This is a genomic window from Streptomyces sp. NPDC127129 (assembly GCF_042671585.1).
GTDB lineage: Bacteria > Actinomycetota > Actinomycetes > Streptomycetales > Streptomycetaceae > Streptomyces.
Map to the genome: position 1 here is coordinate 1 of NZ_JBHXTV010000032.1, position 17,574 is coordinate 17,574.

General features: G+C 71.2%; 25 protein-coding genes. 1 reads left to right on the top strand and 24 read right to left on the bottom strand.

The window, feature by feature from the left end; genetic code table 11:
• From ACFVGW_RS35375 to ACFVGW_RS35410, 8 genes are all read right to left on the bottom strand, one after another.
• On the bottom strand, positions 1-679 hold a 679-nt coding region (locus tag ACFVGW_RS35375), incomplete at its 3' end, for a DUF5309 family protein (RefSeq protein ID WP_385854864.1).
• A 41-nt stretch (positions 680-720) separates the two neighbouring features.
• The gene (locus ACFVGW_RS35380; protein ID WP_375847175.1) at positions 721-1,383 is read right to left on the bottom strand and encodes a hypothetical protein; all 663 of its coding nucleotides are present in this window, start codon (positions 1,381-1,383) and stop codon (positions 721-723) included.
• A gap of 47 nt (positions 1,384-1,430) precedes the next feature.
• Positions 1,431-2,486, bottom strand: a complete 1,056-nt coding sequence (locus tag ACFVGW_RS35385) for a hypothetical protein (protein WP_375847176.1) — start codon at positions 2,484-2,486, stop codon at positions 1,431-1,433.
• A 3-nt stretch (positions 2,487-2,489) separates the two neighbouring features.
• Complete coding sequence (locus ACFVGW_RS35390; RefSeq protein ID WP_375847177.1) at positions 2,490-3,893, bottom strand: phage portal protein; 1,404 nt, start codon at positions 3,891-3,893, stop codon at positions 2,490-2,492.
• Positions 3,894-3,907: 14 nt separating this feature from the next.
• On the bottom strand, positions 3,908-5,524 hold the full coding sequence (locus tag ACFVGW_RS35395; RefSeq protein WP_375847178.1) for a hypothetical protein: 1,617 nt from the start codon (positions 5,522-5,524) through the stop codon (positions 3,908-3,910).
• On the bottom strand, positions 5,505-5,960 hold the full coding sequence (locus ACFVGW_RS35400; protein ID WP_375847179.1) for a hypothetical protein: 456 nt from the start codon (positions 5,958-5,960) through the stop codon (positions 5,505-5,507). Before ACFVGW_RS35400 ends, ACFVGW_RS35395 begins: the two co-directional genes overlap by 20 nt.
• A 187-nt stretch (positions 5,961-6,147) precedes the next feature.
• Positions 6,148-6,402, bottom strand: a complete 255-nt coding sequence (locus ACFVGW_RS35405) for a hypothetical protein (RefSeq protein WP_375989014.1) — start codon at positions 6,400-6,402, stop codon at positions 6,148-6,150.
• 248 nt (positions 6,403-6,650) lie between these two features.
• Positions 6,651-7,034, bottom strand: coding sequence for a holin (locus tag ACFVGW_RS35410; RefSeq protein WP_375989011.1), 384 nt, complete (start codon positions 7,032-7,034; stop codon positions 6,651-6,653).
• 48 nt (positions 7,035-7,082) lie between these two features.
• On the opposite strand from ACFVGW_RS35410, the gene ACFVGW_RS35415 reads away from it, so the two are divergent.
• Positions 7,083-7,310, top strand: coding sequence for a hypothetical protein (locus ACFVGW_RS35415; RefSeq protein ID WP_375989008.1), 228 nt, complete (start codon positions 7,083-7,085; stop codon positions 7,308-7,310).
• A gap of 125 nt (positions 7,311-7,435) precedes the next feature.
• On the opposite strand, the gene ACFVGW_RS35420 is transcribed toward ACFVGW_RS35415, so the two are convergent.
• From ACFVGW_RS35420 to ACFVGW_RS35495, 16 genes are all read right to left on the bottom strand, one after another.
• Positions 7,436-7,636: a hypothetical protein gene (locus ACFVGW_RS35420; protein WP_375847215.1), complete on the bottom strand. Its 201-nt coding sequence runs from the start codon at positions 7,634-7,636 to the stop codon at positions 7,436-7,438.
• 124 nt (positions 7,637-7,760) lie between these two features.
• Positions 7,761-9,752 (bottom strand): plasmid transfer protein TraB, encoded by a 1,992-nt coding sequence (traB, locus tag ACFVGW_RS35425; protein ID WP_375847214.1) that lies wholly within the window; start codon positions 9,750-9,752, stop codon positions 7,761-7,763.
• Between the two features lie 12 nt (positions 9,753-9,764).
• Positions 9,765-10,280, bottom strand: a complete 516-nt coding sequence (traA, locus tag ACFVGW_RS35430) for a plasmid transfer protein TraA (protein WP_375847213.1) — start codon at positions 10,278-10,280, stop codon at positions 9,765-9,767.
• Between the two features lie 29 nt (positions 10,281-10,309).
• Positions 10,310-10,648, bottom strand: a complete 339-nt coding sequence (locus ACFVGW_RS35435) for a hypothetical protein (protein WP_375847212.1) — start codon at positions 10,646-10,648, stop codon at positions 10,310-10,312.
• Positions 10,645-10,821, bottom strand: coding sequence for a hypothetical protein (locus ACFVGW_RS35440; protein WP_375847211.1), 177 nt, complete (start codon positions 10,819-10,821; stop codon positions 10,645-10,647). The genes ACFVGW_RS35435 and ACFVGW_RS35440 overlap by 4 nt, the downstream gene beginning before the upstream one ends.
• Positions 10,821-11,939: a conjugal transfer protein gene (locus tag ACFVGW_RS35445; RefSeq protein ID WP_375847210.1), complete on the bottom strand. Its 1,119-nt coding sequence runs from the start codon at positions 11,937-11,939 to the stop codon at positions 10,821-10,823. The genes ACFVGW_RS35440 and ACFVGW_RS35445 overlap by 1 nt, the downstream gene beginning before the upstream one ends.
• Complete coding sequence (locus ACFVGW_RS35450; protein WP_375847209.1) at positions 11,936-12,190, bottom strand: hypothetical protein; 255 nt, start codon at positions 12,188-12,190, stop codon at positions 11,936-11,938. Before ACFVGW_RS35450 ends, ACFVGW_RS35445 begins: the two co-directional genes overlap by 4 nt.
• Positions 12,187-12,570 carry a hypothetical protein gene (locus ACFVGW_RS35455; protein ID WP_375847208.1) on the bottom strand — a complete coding sequence of 128 codons (384 nt, stop codon included), beginning with the start codon at positions 12,568-12,570 and terminating at the stop codon, positions 12,187-12,189. The genes ACFVGW_RS35450 and ACFVGW_RS35455 overlap by 4 nt, the downstream gene beginning before the upstream one ends.
• A gap of 156 nt (positions 12,571-12,726) precedes the next feature.
• Positions 12,727-13,347 (bottom strand): hypothetical protein, encoded by a 621-nt coding sequence (locus ACFVGW_RS35460; protein WP_375989001.1) that lies wholly within the window; start codon positions 13,345-13,347, stop codon positions 12,727-12,729.
• Positions 13,344-13,619, bottom strand: coding sequence for a hypothetical protein (locus ACFVGW_RS35465; protein ID WP_375988998.1), 276 nt, complete (start codon positions 13,617-13,619; stop codon positions 13,344-13,346). The genes ACFVGW_RS35460 and ACFVGW_RS35465 overlap by 4 nt, the downstream gene beginning before the upstream one ends.
• On the bottom strand, positions 13,616-13,969 hold the full coding sequence (locus ACFVGW_RS35470; RefSeq protein WP_375988995.1) for a hypothetical protein: 354 nt from the start codon (positions 13,967-13,969) through the stop codon (positions 13,616-13,618). Before ACFVGW_RS35470 ends, ACFVGW_RS35465 begins: the two co-directional genes overlap by 4 nt.
• Positions 13,966-14,172 carry a hypothetical protein gene (locus tag ACFVGW_RS35475; protein WP_375988992.1) on the bottom strand — a complete coding sequence of 69 codons (207 nt, stop codon included), beginning with the start codon at positions 14,170-14,172 and terminating at the stop codon, positions 13,966-13,968. Before ACFVGW_RS35475 ends, ACFVGW_RS35470 begins: the two co-directional genes overlap by 4 nt.
• Complete coding sequence (locus ACFVGW_RS35480; protein ID WP_375869839.1) at positions 14,169-14,738, bottom strand: hypothetical protein; 570 nt, start codon at positions 14,736-14,738, stop codon at positions 14,169-14,171. The genes ACFVGW_RS35475 and ACFVGW_RS35480 overlap by 4 nt, the downstream gene beginning before the upstream one ends.
• Before the next feature lie 73 nt (positions 14,739-14,811).
• Complete coding sequence (locus ACFVGW_RS35485) at positions 14,812-15,363, bottom strand: hypothetical protein (RefSeq protein ID WP_375847205.1); 552 nt, start codon at positions 15,361-15,363, stop codon at positions 14,812-14,814.
• Entirely contained in the window at positions 15,360-15,788 is a 429-nt protein-coding gene (locus tag ACFVGW_RS35490) for a DUF4326 domain-containing protein (protein ID WP_375847204.1), read from the bottom strand. The genes ACFVGW_RS35485 and ACFVGW_RS35490 overlap by 4 nt, the downstream gene beginning before the upstream one ends.
• A 58-nt stretch (positions 15,789-15,846) precedes the next feature.
• A complete protein-coding gene (locus ACFVGW_RS35495; RefSeq protein ID WP_375847203.1) occupies positions 15,847-17,487 on the bottom strand; it encodes a DEAD/DEAH box helicase in 1,641 nt (546 codons plus the stop codon).
• Between the last annotated feature and the right edge of the window lie 87 nt (positions 17,488-17,574).

Consider the following 17,574-nt stretch of genomic DNA (forward strand, 5'->3'; position numbering starts at 1 on the left):
GATCAAGGGAGTTCATCGACGGAACACTGGCCGAGGTGATGGCGGGAAAGGTGGTGATACCGACGGACCGCCCGGTGGTGTCCTGCGGCAGCCGGGCGCCGTTCCCGAACATCGTGGCCAGTTGGGCGTCGATGATCGCCTTGGACAGGTCGCGAGCGGTGCCGCCGTTGGCGTTCACGTTGGTGCTGATCGCCTTGAGCAGGCCGCGGGTCTTCCGCGCGGTCGCGTTCGTGGTCGGCTTGGCGTAGGTGCCGTTCAGGAACGACATCTCGATGTCGACGGCCATCGCTTCGAGTTCGGCGGTGATCTGCATCGTCAGCTCGTCGTTGACCGGGTTGTCGTCGGCGCCGATGTTGATGCCGCCGTACATGCCGGTCGCGGCCTGGCGGGTGTAGGACACCTCGACCGCGGACTGGTGGATCTCGACGACGTTCGAGACAGCCGACCGGGACCGGGCCACACCCGTCGGGGCGTTGGCGCCCTCAAGGGCGCTGTTGTTCGCCGTCGACGAGCGGCGGTCCATCGTCTGCCACTCGAACTCGGTGCTCTTGGTCCTCTTGCCGCCGGACAGGCCGCCGATCGCGGCGAGGAACGGGGTCTCCGTCGGCGTGACCTTGTACAGGTCCCCGTGGTAGTTCGGCAGGTTGTAGGTCGTGCCCTGCCCGGTAACTGCGGCCATGAGCCGCTCCTTTCTGGGTGAGGGCGGCCCCCTGGCCTGCCCTACTTGCTGGGGGTCTTCACCTCGCGCAGCTGCTGCGTCTTCAGCGCCAGCGCGAGTTTCGTGTTGCCGGCCTTCTCCGCCTCGCCGATCTGCTGCGCGAGGTTCGGCGGGGTGCCCGGGCGGGCTCCCTGCGCCGGATCCGGGCGAGGAACACGAGGACCGGGCTCGGTCGCGGCCCAGTGCGGCTTGCGCGTCAGCAGGTCGTCCAGGGCCGCCGTGATGGCGTCCCCGTCCACGGCGCCGTCGTCGGTGACGTAGGAGCCGCCCTGGAGCGCGTCGACCGCGTCCAGCGGATCCTGGAAACGCCCGGCGGCCAGCGCCTCGACCTTGGACGACACGGCCAGCCGGGTTGCCTGCTCGGCACGCGTCTGCGCCTCCTTCAGCGCGTCCGCCTGCCGCTCGGCCTCGGTCTTGTCGCGGTCCTCGTACTCCTTGAGCCGCGCGGCCTGCTCCCTGGCCTTGTCCTCGGCTTCCTTGGCCCGCTGCTTCCAGGCCGTGAGGGCCTTCTCCCCGGCCGGGCCGAGGGGCGCGTCGCCGTCGCCGTCCTTCGCGGACGTGCCGGGCTCGGTGGCTGGCGGCGTCGAGGCGGTGTCCTGGTCGGCTCCGGTGTCCTGCGGGTTGCCCGCAGCCGGATCCGTGGTCGGTTCGGTGGGTGTGCTCATCAGGTGCTCCCGTTGCAGGAGTCGGGACCGCCGGCATTGCGCCGGGGTCAGGTCAGGTAGCCGAAGCGCTTCAGCATGGCGAGCGCCTCGTCCCGGCTCTCAGCGAGCCGGTAAATCTCCTCGGGCATCAGTCGCGGCGCCCGCATCTGGAAGCCACGGCCGGACGGCCCGACCTGGCCCCGGTCGATGGCCCGCTGCCGCTCCCGCCGGTAGAACTCACCGCGGCGGGTGGTGCCCTCGGTCGTGGCGGCCACGCGGCGACCGTAGGCGTCCGCTGTGGTCATGCCCCGCCGGGCGTTCACCACTGAGATCGGGTCGGCGCCCTCCCGGATCGCACGGGCGCCAGCCGCCCCAAACACGCGCTCCTGCTCGGCAGCGCTCAGGCTGTTGAAGTACGCCTTCGGGTCGATGAACCCGGACGCCCCACGACCGGGCCGGGTCGTCGGGGTGAAGCTGTCAGATCCCACCCGGCCGTGCTGCTGACGGGCAACCAGCGTCGTCGGCAGATGGATGCAGTCACACCGCGGATGCCGCTGGAAGCCCTTGTTCCAGCCGTACTCAGCGCCCGCCAGGATGATGCAGCGTGAGCACGCCGGAGGCTGCACCACTCGCACATAGCCCTGAATCGTCCGACGGCCCGCCATCGCCACACCGGTCGCGCCACGGCCCGCGTCAGCGACCTGCGTCGCGGTGATCCGCAGCGCGCTCGCCAGCGACCCGCGAAACGCGTCCTCCATCGACTGCCCGGCCGCCAGCCGCACCCGCCAGTCGATGACCGGCTGATACAGCAGCGAAACGAGCGGCCGCCCATCGGAGGCGATCCCCGCGAACGCGCCCGGGCGGACACGGCCGGCGGCCTCCGGGTCGGCGTGCTCGGCGGCCAGGACGGCGTCCAGGTACGGGTCCGCCAGCCGCGCCGCCTGGAGCTGCGCATCGGCCACGGCGCCCACCAGGAGCGGCGCCAGCTGCTCCCACGAGCCGCCGATATCCGACCGGCTGATCTGCCGCCACACCGCCTGTACGCGGTTGACGGCCTGTCGGACGATGACCTGCTGCCGCCGGTACTGCTCCAGCGCGATCGCGCGCAGCGCTGCGTCGACCACGGCCTACGCTCCCGGCTGCGGGACGCCGTCCCCCGGCTTCGGCCCGTACCCGGCGGCCAAGTCGCCGCCGAGGGCCCGCTGGAGAGCGTCGCCGTCCATCTGCCGCATCCGCTCCCGCTGCACCGCCGTGTAACCGAGGTCCTCGCGGCCCTGCTCGATGGGCAAGAGGCCCACCTGCACCAGCTTCGTGACCGCGTCCGCCTTCTGCGCGAACGTCGGCGTCGACGGATCCCGCCACAGCGTCTCCAGACGCGTCGCCCGCGGGTCCCATTCGCCGTCCCGGATCCGCAGGATCAGCTGGTTCATCCGCTCGTAAGAGCCGGAGAAGCAGCGCTGCCGCCGCTCGGCACGCTTCACCAGCCGCGTCTCAGCGCTGCGGATCGCGTCGGCGCTGGGCGGATTGTTCGTGTCCAAACCCAAAAAGTGGGCGGGCTGCCCGGACAGCGCAGCCACCAGGCGGGCGAGCAGCTCGATGGTGCTGTGGAAGTTGGACAGATTCGCCTCGGGGAACTGGATCACGTCGGCGCCGTCCTCGCCCCCCTTCCCCTTCGTCGTCGCCCAGATGCGGCCGGCCAGCCGGGACCACACCGACACCTTTTTGCCATCCGCGTCGACGAAATCGTTCTCGTCGACGCCGAACGCGACCCTTCTGGGCATCGCGTGGTACTCGGCGGACACCATCATGTCCGTGGCCACCTTGCAGGCCGCGTCCGAGATCGGGATGACGTCCGCCAGCTCGGAGACACCGCCTGGCTTCAGGGTGCGCGGCCGGTTGACCAGCGGCACCACGGGCGGCACCTCCAGGCCGTGCTCGTCCCGGTCAACCTCCTTCCAAGAGGTCGCCGTCGTCTGCTCGTAGTAGTGCGTCACCCCAGGGATGTAGAGAGCCGCGTACCGGTCCGTGATGGCGTCCGTGAGCGGGTCCTGCTCATGCCAGCGTTTCAGCGCCGCCCGGACAGCGCGCGTGCGCGGGTCCCAGTCGACCTGCATCTGCAGAGGTGACTCGACCGTCACCAGCGGCGTGGCAGCGTCCTGCTCGTTCGTGCCGGCCACGAGGAACGAGCGGCGCATCGCGAGGGCGTCGATGTGCCCCATCTGCGACTGCTCGTCCATGCCGTTCGCCTGCCAGATCGCCCACAGATCGTCGGCCGTCTGTTTGTTGTCCGCGTACCGGAACCCCTCGACGTCCAGGCGCTCCTCGAGGGCGTCGACGACCAATCTGGGCCAGTTGATGACCACTTGCCGCAGCTGCTCGCCGAGTTCCTCCAGGAGTTCGGGGTGCAGGTACGCGAGCGGCTGCTGGCCCTCGTAGTACCGGTTCAGCTCCTCCAGGCCGGGCTTCAGGCCCTCGTGTACGCGTGCGAGATGCCCCACCCACTCCTCGGGGCTGCGGTCCTTCGCCTGCACGGCCACACCCCCCTTCACATCACGATGACGCGACTCTTCACCCTGGGCTTGTTCAGGCCGGCGGCAATGCCGTCGAGCCGGGCCTCCCAGGACAGGCACCCGGCCATGGCCAGGTCGATCTTTCGCGGCGAGTCGTGGCGGTCCTTCTGGATCGTCCACATGGGCTTGCCCTCGTCGTCCTTGGCCCGGGCCGGCCGCTTCACCGCCTGGCCGATGTGCCGGGCGAACGCCTCGTCACCGTCGTGGCTGAGGTCGCCGCCAGACATCGCCGTCCGGTACGCGCGCAGCGCGAACGCCATCTGCCGGTCCCGGTGCGTCCACCACTCGTTGACGACCTTCTCGCCGTACTTCCCCTGCCAACGGGCAACAGCCTGCTCGTACCAGGGCGGATCGGCGTAGACGCGCACCACCTTGTACGTGTCGAACGCCAACGCCAGGCACAGGTCTACCTCGCGCTCCGGAACCTCCCACTCCTCGGCCTCCTGCTTGTTCAGCGGCGCCTCCCACACCCCGAGCGGCCACTGGTAACCGGTCTCCAGGTGCGTCGCCACGAAGCCAGTGGAGTCCTTCCACTTCGCCCCGTCGAAGCCGATGACGATCGGATCGCCCTCCGGGACCGTGAAGTCCGGCCGAGCCAGCGCCACCCACTCGGCCTTGTCGAAGGCCTTCGCGGACGCCGTGCCCGGCTGGTTCAGGAAGTAGCGGCGCGCGTCGGCCGGGTCCGTGTCCGGCTCCCGCATGTCCGACGCGATGCGCTCCAGGTCCATCCACTTCGCGGCGTCCCCGTAGACGTGCTCCAGCGCTGGCATGAGCTGTGCGTCGTCGTGGAGGTCCTCGACGTGCGGGCCCTCCCGGTGGTCGAACAGCAGCCCGCCGTCCTTCACCCGGCCCGCCTTCACGGCCTTGGCGTACTCGTGCGTCGCCTCCGCCACGCTGTTGTCGCCGACCGCGTACATCGTCGACGTCTCCAGCGACCACGGTTCGGCGGCCCGCCGCTTCACGAGGTTGCGGCGTACCGTCTTGTGCATCGCCCGAAGTTCGGGCAGCACGTACAGGTGCGTCTCGTCGAAGACTGCGAACGTCTCCTTGCCGCCGTCCTTCGCAGCGCCGGACGACGTCGACGGGACGATCTCCCCGCCGCCCTCGATGTAGATCCGACTGGACGTCTGCGCGCTGCGGCCCAGGTCGATACCGGGGAACTCGTCGCCGAAGTGCTCAAGGAGGTGCTCGAGCATCGCCGTGACGTTGTCGTAGGTGTTGCCGGACTGGTTCTCCTCGGTCGCCAGGCACCGGATGTACGGGTACGTCTGCGGCCGGCCAACCGGCTCGCCGTCCGCGTCCCAGCCGTCGAAGCGGCAGGGGCCCAGGGCCTCGAAGCACACCAGGGCGCCCGCCAGCTCACTCTTGGCCCGACCCTTCGGCCGCGACAGGAACGCCCTGTTGACCTTGCGGCGGCCGGTCGCAGAGTCCAGTTGGTAGGCCTTGACGATGAACGCGGCCATCTCGTCGTCGATGACGAGCGGCTGGCCCTGGACGTCGCCGGGCCCGTGGCACAGGTACGTCTCGATCCAGTCGATAGCGGTGAAGCCGAGGGAGACGAAGCGGTCCGGGTCAGCCTTCGGTCTGGTCATCGACGACTCGAAGCACACGGTCGCGGCGGGAGGCTGCGGCCCTGCTCCGGGGCCGGGCGGGGCGGTCGGCGCCATCGTCCGGGTCAGCGACCGTCCAGCGCAGCCGGATGCGGTCCGCAGCCGTGCCGCCCAGCGCGGCCTCGTTCAGCCGGATCTCGGACAGCAGCTCCTTCTTCGGCTCCTGCCAGTACTGCTCGACGAGCTGGGCGAGCATGTGCAGCCGCCCCCAGTCCGTCGCCAGGAACGTCGAGGCCTGTGGGCTGGTCCGCCATGTCTCGTACCAGGACAGGGTGCGGGTGTCGTAGTCGTGGCCGCCCGGAAGGGCGGGGGTCGGGCCTGCGGGTCCGCCTGCGGGGAGCAACGTTCCGGGTACGGCGTCGGCGTTGCGCCGGCGTCGCTGGGACGGGTCCTTGGGGAGGGGGCCGGTGCCTGCCATGGGGGATCACCTCGGTGTGCCGTTGCGGCATCGGGCCGGGCCGTTGCGGTCCCGGCGGTTACTCGGTGTCACGTTCACCATGATCGTTTGAGGGTCGGAGACCCGTACACAGCGCGAGTTACCTCCCCGGCGGTCCTGAGATGATCTTGTTTGGGGGTAACCCCCCGGGGTCGTCAGGGGGTCGGGGTCACTTTGCGTGACAGTCGCCGCCTGCCGGAATGTCCAGATTGACCAGGAGCGGGGTCACCCGTTCGTCCTTCCAGGCCTCGTTGGGGTGGCGCGGGTCGACCAGCCGCCGGCCATCCTCGTTGACCCGGTGGGTCAGGTAGCGGATGAGCTGCTTGTCGCCGGCCCGCTCGATGCTGAGCCAGTCCAGGGCGACCGCCTTGGGGTCGATGCCGTTGCCCTGGAGCCACTGGGCGAGCGCCTCGCGGTGCTCCATGACCTCATCGTGGCGGAGCAGCCTGACCACAACAGCATCAGGCTCAGGAGCAGGAGACGAAGCAGGAGCAGGAGCAGCAGACGTGACCGCAGGCTGATGCTCGAATCGCGAAGGCAGTTGGCCGGGGCTGGAGGCGCGGCGTAGCCGGGCCGTGGCTGTGGCCGTAGCGTCGGCGCTGCTCTGGCCGAGGTCGCCGAGGTGTAGGTGGCCGTCGGGCTGGGCGTCCTGGCCAGTGCGCTCGGTGCCGCTCATGCGTGCCATCCTCCGGGTTGCTCGGCTGCGGTGTGGCTGCTGTGGCAAGGGCCGCAGAGTCCGCGGCCGTGCTTCGGGTCGTTGGGGTCCAGGCCGGCGGCGACGAGGGCGCGCCGGTCGGTGGGGTGGTGGTCGGCATGCCGGGACGGTTGCCCGCACGACTGTCCGTGTCCGTGTGCGGTGTCGGTGCACACGCACAGCGGGTCGCGTTCGAGGACGGGGCGGCGGAAGCGGCGTTCGTGGTCGCGGTCGTAGCCGCGCTGCCGGGCGCTGCCGCGCCGCTGTTCTGCCTGCCGGCGGTGGTCGTCGCACTTGCCGTGCTGGGTGTACTCGGGGCAGCCGGGCGCCGAGCAGACCCGCCAGCGCAGGGACTTGGGCATCGGTCGCTCCTGTCCTACGGTGACGGCCTACGACTGGAGGGGGTTGCCGTGGCTGGTGGACGTTCGGACTGGGCGCTTGGGGTGTTCGCGGTCGGGCTGCTGCTCGTGTTCGCGGCCGTCATCAAGGGCTGGTGGCTGTTGCTGCTGCCTGCGGCGTGCCTGATTGTGGGCGCGGTCGCGGGGACGACCAGGGCGCGGCGGTCGGGCCAGGCGCCGGATGTGACGGTGCGGCCGGGCGGTAGTGGCCGGCCGTGGCGCCGTGGGGATCGAGACTGAGGCACGGCCCGGACACGACGAAGCCCCGACCGGATGCCTGTGCGGTCGGGGCTTCGTCGTGCGTCTGTGGTGCCGGTTGAGGGCACAGTTGTTCACCGAGATCGTTACACGCGGCTGACCTGCGGTCAAGCGGCGGCCTTGCTGGCCCGCTTGGCGGCCAGGGCGGTGACCTCGTCCACGGCGAACCAGCGCTGTCGGGGGCTGCCGCCGACGTGGTGCAGCTGGCCGCGGTGCACGAGCAGCCGCACGCCGCCCAGACCGATGCCGAGCACGCGCGCGGTCTGGTGGGCGGTGAGGTAGCCAGGGCGGATGATCTGCGACTCCATGCCTCCATGATGCGGCAGCAGAACGGCCCCTGACTGGTGATGTCAGGGGCCGGTGTCAGGGGGCCGTCTGACACCCATTTCCCTAGGTGGGCGCGGTGTCAGGCGGCCGTGACGGTGTCAGGTGTCACGCGGGTGTCAGGGCGGGCACGATGCGCCAGCGGCCGGTCTGGCTGGTGGCCTCCAGGCGCCCGTCCAGGGCGGCCTCCTTGAGCCGCGCGGACACCCAAGGGCGGGAGAGGTCGTTGGCCTCGCACCAGTCCATGAAGTCCTTGGGGCCTACGACCATCTGTCCCTTCTGCTCGAACTCCGCCAGGGCCTGAGCGAACAGGCGCCGACCTTCCGCAGGGCCGGGCTTACGGCCGGCCCCCTGCCCGAACAGAGGGATGTCGTCGCCATCCTGCGCTTCGGGCAACTCGGCCTCGGGGTCGATGTCCATGTCTTCCGGGTCCACCAGGGGGCCGGTCATGGGCTCCCCTTCCTCGGCGGCCGGGGCCGCCTGCTCGTCGTTGGCTGTAGCCGCACGGTCGGTGTACAGCTTGCCAGCGACACCGGCGGCCGCGGTTGCGGTCACAGGGTCGATGCCCATGCGGATCGGCTCGAACGCGCGGGCCACCCACTCCAGGGACACCGGGTCGTTGCGAAACGTCCGGGACGGGGTCGACCACAGGTCGGCCTCGACGCCCGCGGAGCAGAGGTAGCAGTAGCCGGGCCGCTTGTTGCCCCAGGCTCCAGGGTTGGCGCCGGCGTCGAGGACCTCGGAGGGCAGGGCGAATCCGGCGTCCCGCTCGTCCACGCCGAAGCAGAGGGCGGCGGGCAGGCTCGCCCGGGTGTCGGTGCTGATCTGGTAGCCGGAGGCGCGCTGCATGGAGATGACCAGGCTGGCGCCAGCGCTCCGGGCTTCCTGCGCGATGCCGGTGAACACGTCGTCGTCGGTCGCGCGCAGGGTGTTCGCGGCTTCCTCGAACCAGGCGAGCAGGTAGGGCATACCGGGGCACTGGCAGGCCGCGCCCTTGCGGCAGGAGTGCGCCGGGTCGGTCTGGACCTCGGCGGCCGCAGGCTCCCATGACCGGTACGCGTGGTCACCCAGCCACTTCTGACGTGCGGGAATGGCGGCCTTGAGGGCCTCGATCATGATTTCTGCGCCGTCGCCGGTGTCCACTACCCAGTCGCAGGCCGGGAAGGCTTCGCCGAGGTCCTGGCCGCGCTTGGGGTCGGACAGCCAGACGGCGACGTCGCGGCGGGTCAGGGCCTCGCACAGCACGTCCATGGCGCCCTCGGTCTTCCCTGCACCGGTCACGCCCATGATGAGCAGGTGGATGGCCTGGGGCAGGGTGAGGACGAGGGGGCGGCCGTCGTCGTAGACGCCGATGACCAGCGGCTCAGCGATCGATCCGCCGGGGGAGGACGGGCCGGGCCACCAGATGACCTCCTTCAGCATGTCCATGGGCACCACGGTGAACGTGCCACGCCGGGCCGAGTCGGGGTCAGGCCGGTTGCGCACGGCGCTGGTCGGGACGTCGAGGGCAGAGGCGATGCGCGGCAGGGCCTTGGAGACGTCCTCGTGGGTGCCCTCTCCTGCCGGCAGCGCGTAGGGCACGGTGACCTTGTTGGGCTCGACCTTGACGTTTCCGATCTGCGTGCGAGCCAAGCCCACCTTCTCCAGCAGGCCCTTGTCGCTGCTCTCCCCGACAGCATCCGGGTTGCGACGCATGATCATGCGAACGTTCCAGGTCAGCGCCATGACGGGGCCGCCCATCAGGTACAGGTCATCGATCGGCCCTGCGGTCGGCCCAGAGATGCAGGCCGCGGTGACCCAGGCGGTTCCTGCGGCCACGGTGATGGCCGAGTGGAGGCGCCGCTGCGCGCTGGTCGACCTACCCGCCCACCAGGTGGCGCCGGTCAGCGCCACCGAGGCGAGGGTGAGGCCAGCACCGGCCCATGCGCTGTCGCCCCATCGCCAGTGCCCGAGGGCGCCGGCCACGCCCACGCCCGCAACGCCCAGCCAGGGCGGCAGGTGCGGCTTGGCCCGGTGCAGCAGGTACTTGCCCACGCCCCCGGCGTCGGAGGCGCCTCGCAGCTGCGCCTCATGCTGCTGGTCGGTGTTCTTCTCGGCCATCGCCGTGCCTCCTTACTGCTGGGACCAGTTGATGACGGGCTGCTGCGGGCGCCGGGCGCGGTGCCGGACGCGGTTGATCTCCTCCTCGTACTCCTGCTGGAACGTGGAGTACGCGGCGGCGGCGTTCTTCGCCGCATCCCGGAGGGCGTCGGCGGCCTTGTTGAGCTTGCGGGCGACCTTCTGGGCGCGGATGCGGGAGCCGAACGCGCGGCCCTGCGGGTCGGGAACGGCGGCCAGTACGCCCTTGAGGATCTCGGCGCCCATGGCGACCTCGATGGACAGGGTCACGGCGGCAGCCCGAAGGCTGTTGCAGTAGTTCCTGACCTCGGCCGGAGAGGTGAACTCCGGGGCGGGCAGCAGGTTCTGCGCGCTGGGCTGCCCGCCGCCCTGCCGGGCCGGAGCGCCGTTGGTGGTGCTCTTGCTGGCGTTGACGTTGACGGTAAAGCCGGGGGCGAAGGTACCGAAGTTCTTGGTGCCCTTGGCCTGCGATCCGTTGGCGCCGCTGGGCGCGGCCTTGGTGTTCGCCATTGGGGTGTCCTCCAGGACGTGGCGGCCGGTCAGCGGCCGGCGAGGTAGTCGCGCCACAGGGCGCGCAGGATGAGGAAGCAGCCGGTGGCGCAGGCCGCGGCGATGGCGATGGCGATGAACGCCATGGCGAACGCGAGGGCCAGGACGCAGGCGACGCAGGCGCCAGCACAGGCGAGGCCGCCGATGGTCCACCACTTGCGGGCATCGAATGGCGTGGGCTGCTGGTGGTCGTGCTGGCAGGTGTGGGGCTGTATGGCCTGGCTGATGGCCTGTGCGGTGAGCACGGCCTTGACCAGCTCCAGCTGCTGGGAGTCGATAGAGGCCTCGTTCGCGGCGGCGAGGGCCTTGTGCAGGGCGTCGTTGCTCATCGACGCCTCCCGCGGATCCGGGCGACGGCCCGGTGCCGCGGCCAGATGGCCGCCGCGACGCCGAGACCGAACGCCACCACAATCGGCTCCGTCACCAGGACCCCGACGAGACCGAGCAGGTTGGGGAAGGTGAGAACCAGGGCGAGCGCGAGGATGATCAGGGACCAGCGCATCACACGTATCCCCCGTTCCCCTCGTCGCGCTTCACCGGTGCCGGGGGCTTCTTCGCGGCCCGGGACAGGGCGGTGCGCACGTAGGGTTCGTCGACGACCAGGCGCCGGTGCCGGGCGATGTGCTCGACGATGTCCTTCGCCTTGGCGTCCGGTCCGAGGGCTGATGCGGCTTCCTCGACGGCGCCCTGGAGGTTCACGGGCGGCAGGGCGCTGACCTGCTGATGCGCGGGCGTATCGCTGCGCTGCACCTCGTACTCCGGGGGCCGCTGGCCGAGGACCAGGGCGACCGCGGCCGGGTCGATGGAGAACCCGTAGTAGGCAAGCACGGATGACAGCTCGGCGGGCGGCGCATCAGGTCGCGCATCAGCCGCGAGGCGGATCGCATCCACCGGGTCCATCCCAGCGAGGTGAGTACGGACCGCTTCGGTGGCCGACGGCAGGCCGGGCTTCGTGGGCGCTTGCTCGACGGCGGCCGGGGCGGCCGCGCTGAACATGCCGGCGAGCGCTTCATCGGCGCCTTCGGTGATGCGGCCGCGCTGCACCTCGACGAGAGCGGCGCCGAGGACCTGGTCGCCGACACCGACCTTCTCAGCGAGATCCCAGCTCTTACGCAGGGCCTTGGCGCGCTGCTTCTCGTCCGGGTGCCGGGCGGCAACCGCCTGGTGATAGGCGAGCTGCTGCACGGCATCCGCGTTCCGCCGCTGCGCCTCGGCGTCCACGCCGGTGGTGTAGACGACGACGCTCCGAGCGATGAACCCGAGGCCTTCGGCCGCGCCGGACATGGCGAGCGGGGTCACGGCATAGACGGCGGCATCGCGAGGACTGCTCGCGATGGTGACGCCGATGCAGGAAGCGGAGACGGGGGCGAGCCACATGCCGAGCCGGACGACCGCGGGGGACGACTGGCCGAGCATGGTCCGCCCAAGCATGATCAGCGCAAGGACGAGGGTGAGGCCCTCGCCAGCGGCGACGACGCCGGCCGCGGTGGCCTGCCGGTGGAACTCGGAGACGACGTTGGTGTAGGTGCCCGAGGCGCCGGCCGCGCCGACGGCGAGCATCAGCGCGGCAGCGGCCCCAAGGACGCCCATCTGCCAGCGGGTGAGGGAACGGGTGCTCACTGGCCACCGTCCTTGCGCTCGGCCGCCTTCTTCTCCTCGGCGTCGAGCCTGGCCCGCAGGAAGCTGACGTTCCAGGCAAGGTCCGCGGGGTCCTCGTCGAGGGCCTCGCGCACGGTGCGGGCCCAGCTGGCGCGCTCAAGGATCCGTCGGTCGTAGGCGGGGTCGTCGTGGGGGAGGGTGATCGCGTCGAGGACGGTAGTGAGGAGCGCGCGCAGGTCGCGGACCTCGGCGGAGGTGGGCTCGGTGCTCACTGGCGCTCACCCTGCTCGCTGTTGAGGAACGCGGCGATCTGGGGGAAATGCCGCTCGACGAAGTGGCGTGCCCGCTCCTCCTCGGTCTGCGGCTCGGCGCCGAGGGCGCGCAGCAGCAGGCGCAGGGATTCGCGGAGGGAGAGGACGCTGTCGCTGCCGAGCAGCTGCTGGGCGACGCCGATGGCGACGTCCAGGTCGCTGGGCACGTGCGGCTCGTCGTGGACGGGGCGCGCGGCGCCACCGGTGAGGGGCCAGGTGGGGTTCTGGCGCCGGAGGTGGGCCGTGCTGGCGTAGTCCGCGTCGGCGAGCTGGTGCAGCTTGGCGACGCGCTCCTGCGGGGAGCTTGCGCGCGCACTGGGGCGCGGGGAAAGATCGGTCATGCCGACTCCTGCTCGTATCAGGTAGTTCGGTGAAAGGCCGGGCGGTGCGCGCGCCGGGGACACCACTCCCCGAGCTGCTGCCCGGCCTTTCTTGCGTGCTCTAGCGTTCCATAGCCTGAACGCTTTGTACAGCCAATGGAACGCATCCGGTGCGCATCACGGCGAATCAGCAGGCTGGAAGGCCTGCAGCACCAGGTAGCGCTCAGGCCCGTAGGCGGTCCCGCACCAGCGGCATATCAGCGTCGTCTCGCCTGGCAGGCGGGAGATCACCGCCCCGCACACCGTGCCCTGGTCGTCCGTCACTGCCACACACGTGCCGATCCGCTGGGGCCTCGGCAGCGGGTCGCCGACGATGCTCCGGGCCTGGAGCTCCAGCTCCCTCACCTCGCGGGCGAGGTCGCCGGCCGCCGGGTACTGCGCCACGATCCAGTCGAGTTCCTGCGCCAGCCATCGGCAGTCCGCGGCGAGGCTTCCAGGCGGCGGTGCCCCCCGGTGGGGCCAGCGCACGCGCCGCACGTCCACCCGCCACAGGCGCATCGTCTCGGCCGCGCGGATCCAGGTGATCGTGTCGATCACGTCCTCATTGACCGGCGAGCGCGGGCCGGCCGCGCTCTTCGTGGCGACGATCTCGCCCCAGCCGGACCGGCGAGGCACCAGGCACTCGCCGACCTCGGCGTACAGGGCGGGTAGTTCTTGCAGCCCCGCGGCCAGCTGCTCCCGGTGCCGGGTGCACAGGTAGCCGCTGGCCGCGCGGTCGCACAGCTCGCAGGTGTTCACGGGGTGGTGCTCTCCTTGGGCTCTGCGAGGGCGTCGCGCACCCGCGCGGCGGGGACCTGCGCGTGCGTCCAGTCGTACGGGGCGACGGCCGCGCGGACGCGCTCGATGGTGGCCTGCGCCTGCTCCAGCTCCTCGGCGAGGCGGTCGCGGTCGACCTCGATCTCCTTCGCCTTGGCCTTCCAAATGTCGCCGCGGCGCCAGCCCTTGGAGGCGTTCGCGTACAACTCGTCCAGGGCGTCGTCGGTGGTGGTGCTGGCGGTGTGGCGCTTCATGCCGTCCTCCGCTGGTGCTCGTAGTTCTTGCAGGTGTGGTCATGGGCGGCGCCGGCGGATGTCCACCAGCGCTCGCAGCAGGCGGCAGCCAGGGCCGCGTCGACCACCTCGCCCGTGATGGGCCGGAGGCCGCAGGGGCGGGCGGCCCGCTCGGCGCGCACCGCGGCCGCGCGGCGCTCGTTGGCGGCGACGTACTCTCGGCCCGCGGCGACGGCCAGCAGCAGGGAGACACCGAACAGGCCGATGGCGTACCACCAGGCGTCTGCGCGGGCGCTGGTGACGGAGCAGTGGCCGGCGAGGGCGGCGGCGGCCAGGTACAGCCATCGCAGGGCGCGGTCGGGGAGGGTCACGGCTGGGCTCCGTTCTGCTGGGCCTCAGTGAGGTTGCTGTCGGGCATCTGTCCGCGGCGCGCTCTGGCGTCGGCTTCGGCCATCCGCTTCAGTGCCCGCTCGATGACCACCGCCCGCACCTGCCCCGCGTACACGGTGGCGAGGAGATGCTCCGACCGAGGGGTGAGGACCTCGCGGGCGGTGGGACGACGCTGCGGGCTCACCGGACAGCCCTCTCGGTCAGCCGCTTGAGCGCATCGTCGACGGTGAAGCCGTTCACGGTGACGAGGGGCGCCTGATCCCTGGCGAGCTTCAGCGCGGTGTCGAGGTCGAAGCGGTGAGCGTCCAGCCACTCGTCCTCGCGCTCGGAGGGGCGCATCTCGTACTCCCAAGTGCCGTCGGAGCCGAGGCACTGGGAGTGCCGCTTGACGGCCCACCGGCCATGGCCGCGGTATTCGACGGTGATCTCGAAGACGTGGGAGTCGATGCCGTCCTCGGGCAGGCAGTTCACGCTGTACTTGGAGGCCTGCACGATCGGCTCGCCGGGCTTCGGCAGCTCGGCTGGCGGCTGCTCGTCGGCCCACACGATCCGCGTCGCGCCGTTGTGCCCGTGGATGGCCACCGCGTCGCTCAGGCGGTCCCAGTGGACGGTTGACGGGCGGTCGCCTATCCAGCGCAGGGTTACGGTCCCATCGGGCCACAGGACGCCGTCGGCGATGTGGCCGGTGCCGGAGACGCCGCTCACGTCGTGGTCGCGTTGGAGACGAAAGAGACGGGGCTGGGTGGTCATGGTCTGTGTTCCTCCGTGGTGTGATGGGCGGGAGGCCGCCCCTGAATCCCGCAGGGGCGGCCGTTAGGCGTGGTCATCCGGAATGCGGCAGGGAGGCGCGCCAGGCCTCGACGACGGTCTTCGGGACGCGCCCGACCGGCGGGCAGTCGACACCGTTCGCTGCGGCCCAGGCGCGGACTTCGGCCGCGGGGTAGTCGACGGGCTTCCGCTTGGTCGGCTTCTTCTTCGGCGGCGCCAGCTCGGCCTCACGCGAACGGAGTTCGACGAGACGCTTCTCCAACTGCTCGGCCTCGGTCGTGATGGCGGTCAGCTCCTGGTCGGTGGCGTACCGCTTGCGGAGGCCTGCGAGGACAGCGCGGGCGCGGGCAGCCTGGTCCTGGACCTGGGGGTCGGGGTGTTCGTCGCCCCACTTGAGGAGCTGACCGACGGGGAGCGGCTGCGGTTCGCCGGCGGCGCGTGCCTTGAGGGGCAGGTCCGGGATGGAGGAGAGCTGCGGTACGGGCTGGGCCATGGGTGCGGGTCCCTTCTGGGCCTCGGGGAGGTGGAGGCGGTTCTGGCGGGCGGCTTCGGGGCCGCCCTGGGTGTCGATCTCGTCAAGCAGGCGGTGTAGGGCGGCGATGGTCACTTGTTAGCGAGCTCCAGCAGGACGTCGGCGTGACACGGTCGGCCGGGCGGGCACCAGCACATGAGGTCCCGGCCAGCCAGATCCCGCCGCATCACGTCGACCAGCTCCGGCCGCTCCGCGAGCCAGCGGCGGTACAGCTCGATCACCTGCTTCGGGGTGGCGTCCTGCACCAGGTGCCAGGTCACGGCGCCGTCGGGGTGGACGAAGGCGTGCCGCTGCCCCGACGCCTTGCCGAGGCGCCCTTCGTGCTCCCACTCGCTGCCGTCGAGCGCGGGCATACGAACCTGGGTGGAGTTGAGCGGGTAGGCGTTGCCCCAGCGGCTGCCGCGGCCGACGTAGACCGCGTCAGCGGGTGCGCGCCACCCCTTGGCGCGGCGGCGCTGGATCCGGCGGGGGGCGTCAAGGGTGATCTGCCGGTTCGTCATGCGTTCCTCCGTGGTGTGATGGGGGAGGTCCGGGCCTGATAGCGACAGGCCCGGACCGCTATGCGGCGGCGGGAAGGATGAGCTGGCCGAGGACGCGGCCGACGCGGTCCTGGTCGATGAGGTCGGCAACGTCGCCTGCGGTGCTGCCGCGCGGCACGTCGATGCCGATGCGCCGGCAGAGGCCCATCTGCTTCGAGGTCGGCTTCCCGGACCGCCACTGGGCCTGGCGTGCGACGAACGCGTGCGGGGCGAGGACCTTGGCCTGCTGCTCCAGCCAGGCCAGCGCCTCCGGCAGCGGGCGGGCCGTGTCGTCCTTGGGGGGCTGCACCCCGGTGCCTTCCGTCCAGCGGCGCATTCGGTACAGCCGGGTGCCGGGGTCGCGCTGGAGGAAGAGGAACATGGCGCCGGTCAGGCGGATGAACCACGTGCCCTCGGGGGTGCGCAGCCAGCGGATCGCGGACGAGCCGAACAGGTTGAACTCTTCGGCCTCGACCCGCGCGGTCAGGACCCTGCGCTTCTCGGCGGCCGCGGCCTCCTTGGCGACCTGGCGGAGCGTCTTGCCCTCCTCGGCCTGGCCGATCTCACGCTCGGTCAGGTCGACCATCGACGCGAGCTTGTGGCGGGTCGAGGCGCCCATGACGTCGAGCAGCAGGGCATCCCGTTTCCCGGGTGCCGGGCGCAGGGCGCGGCCGGCCATCTGGACGTAGAGACCCGGGCTCTTGGTGGGGCGGGCGATGACGGCGCAGGACGTGTGCGGGGCGTCGAAACCTTCCGTCAAGACCATGCAGTTGGTGAGCACCTGCACGTCCCCGGCGCTGTACCGGGCGAGCGTCGCGCGCCGGTCGTCCCGGCTCATGCCACCCCACACCGGGGCCGCCGTGATGCCGGCGGCCTCCAGCGCGGCAGCGGCGGCCTGGGCGGTCGCGACGGTCGGCGTGAAGACGACGCCCGGGCGGTCCCCGGCGTGGTCGACGTAGGCCTTGGCGATGGCGTCCAGCGCGCCCGAGTCCTCCAGCGCCTTACCCAGCTGCCCGTCGACCAGGTCGCCGCCACGGGTCCGGACCTTGTCCAGGTCCAGGCTGTCGACCGTGATGCGCTTGCCGCGGACGTCGCACAGGTATCCGTCGCCGATCATGTCGAGGATGTCGAGACGGAAGACGACGTCTTCCCAGACCTCGGCCAGGCCGCCGTCGGTGCGGGTCATCGTGGCGGTGAACCCGGCGACGGGAACCCCGCGCCAGGCGCCGAAGTGTTCGAGTACCTCCATGTAGGTGCGGGCCGCGGCGTGGTGGCACTCGTCCACGATGACCAGGCCGATGTCGCGGATGGCCTCGCGACGCTTGGCCACGGCCAGGGTCTGGACGCTCGCCACGATTACATCGGCGTCCGCGTGGTCGTCGCGCTGCGCCTTGACGATGCCGACCCGCAGCATCGGGTCGACGGCCAGCAGCTTGGCCGCGGCCTGCTCGATCAGCTCCTCGCGGTGCGCGATCACGAGGACGCGGCCGCCGTTGAGGGTGTCGAGCATCTGGTGTGCCAGGTGGGAGAAGACGACGGTCTTTCCGGCGCCGGTCGGGAGGACGACGGCGAGCCGGTTGGTGCCGGCGGCCCAGCCCTTGCGCAGGGCCTCGATGGCGTCGACCTGGTAGGGCCGGGGTGTGAAGGTCTGCGGTACGGCGGTAGCGGTGGCGGTGCTCACGGTTCACCTCGGTTCGGTTGCTGGGCTGTTGCGGGGAGTGCGGGGACTTGGCGGGAGTCCTGCGGGGACTCCCGCACGGTCCTGCGG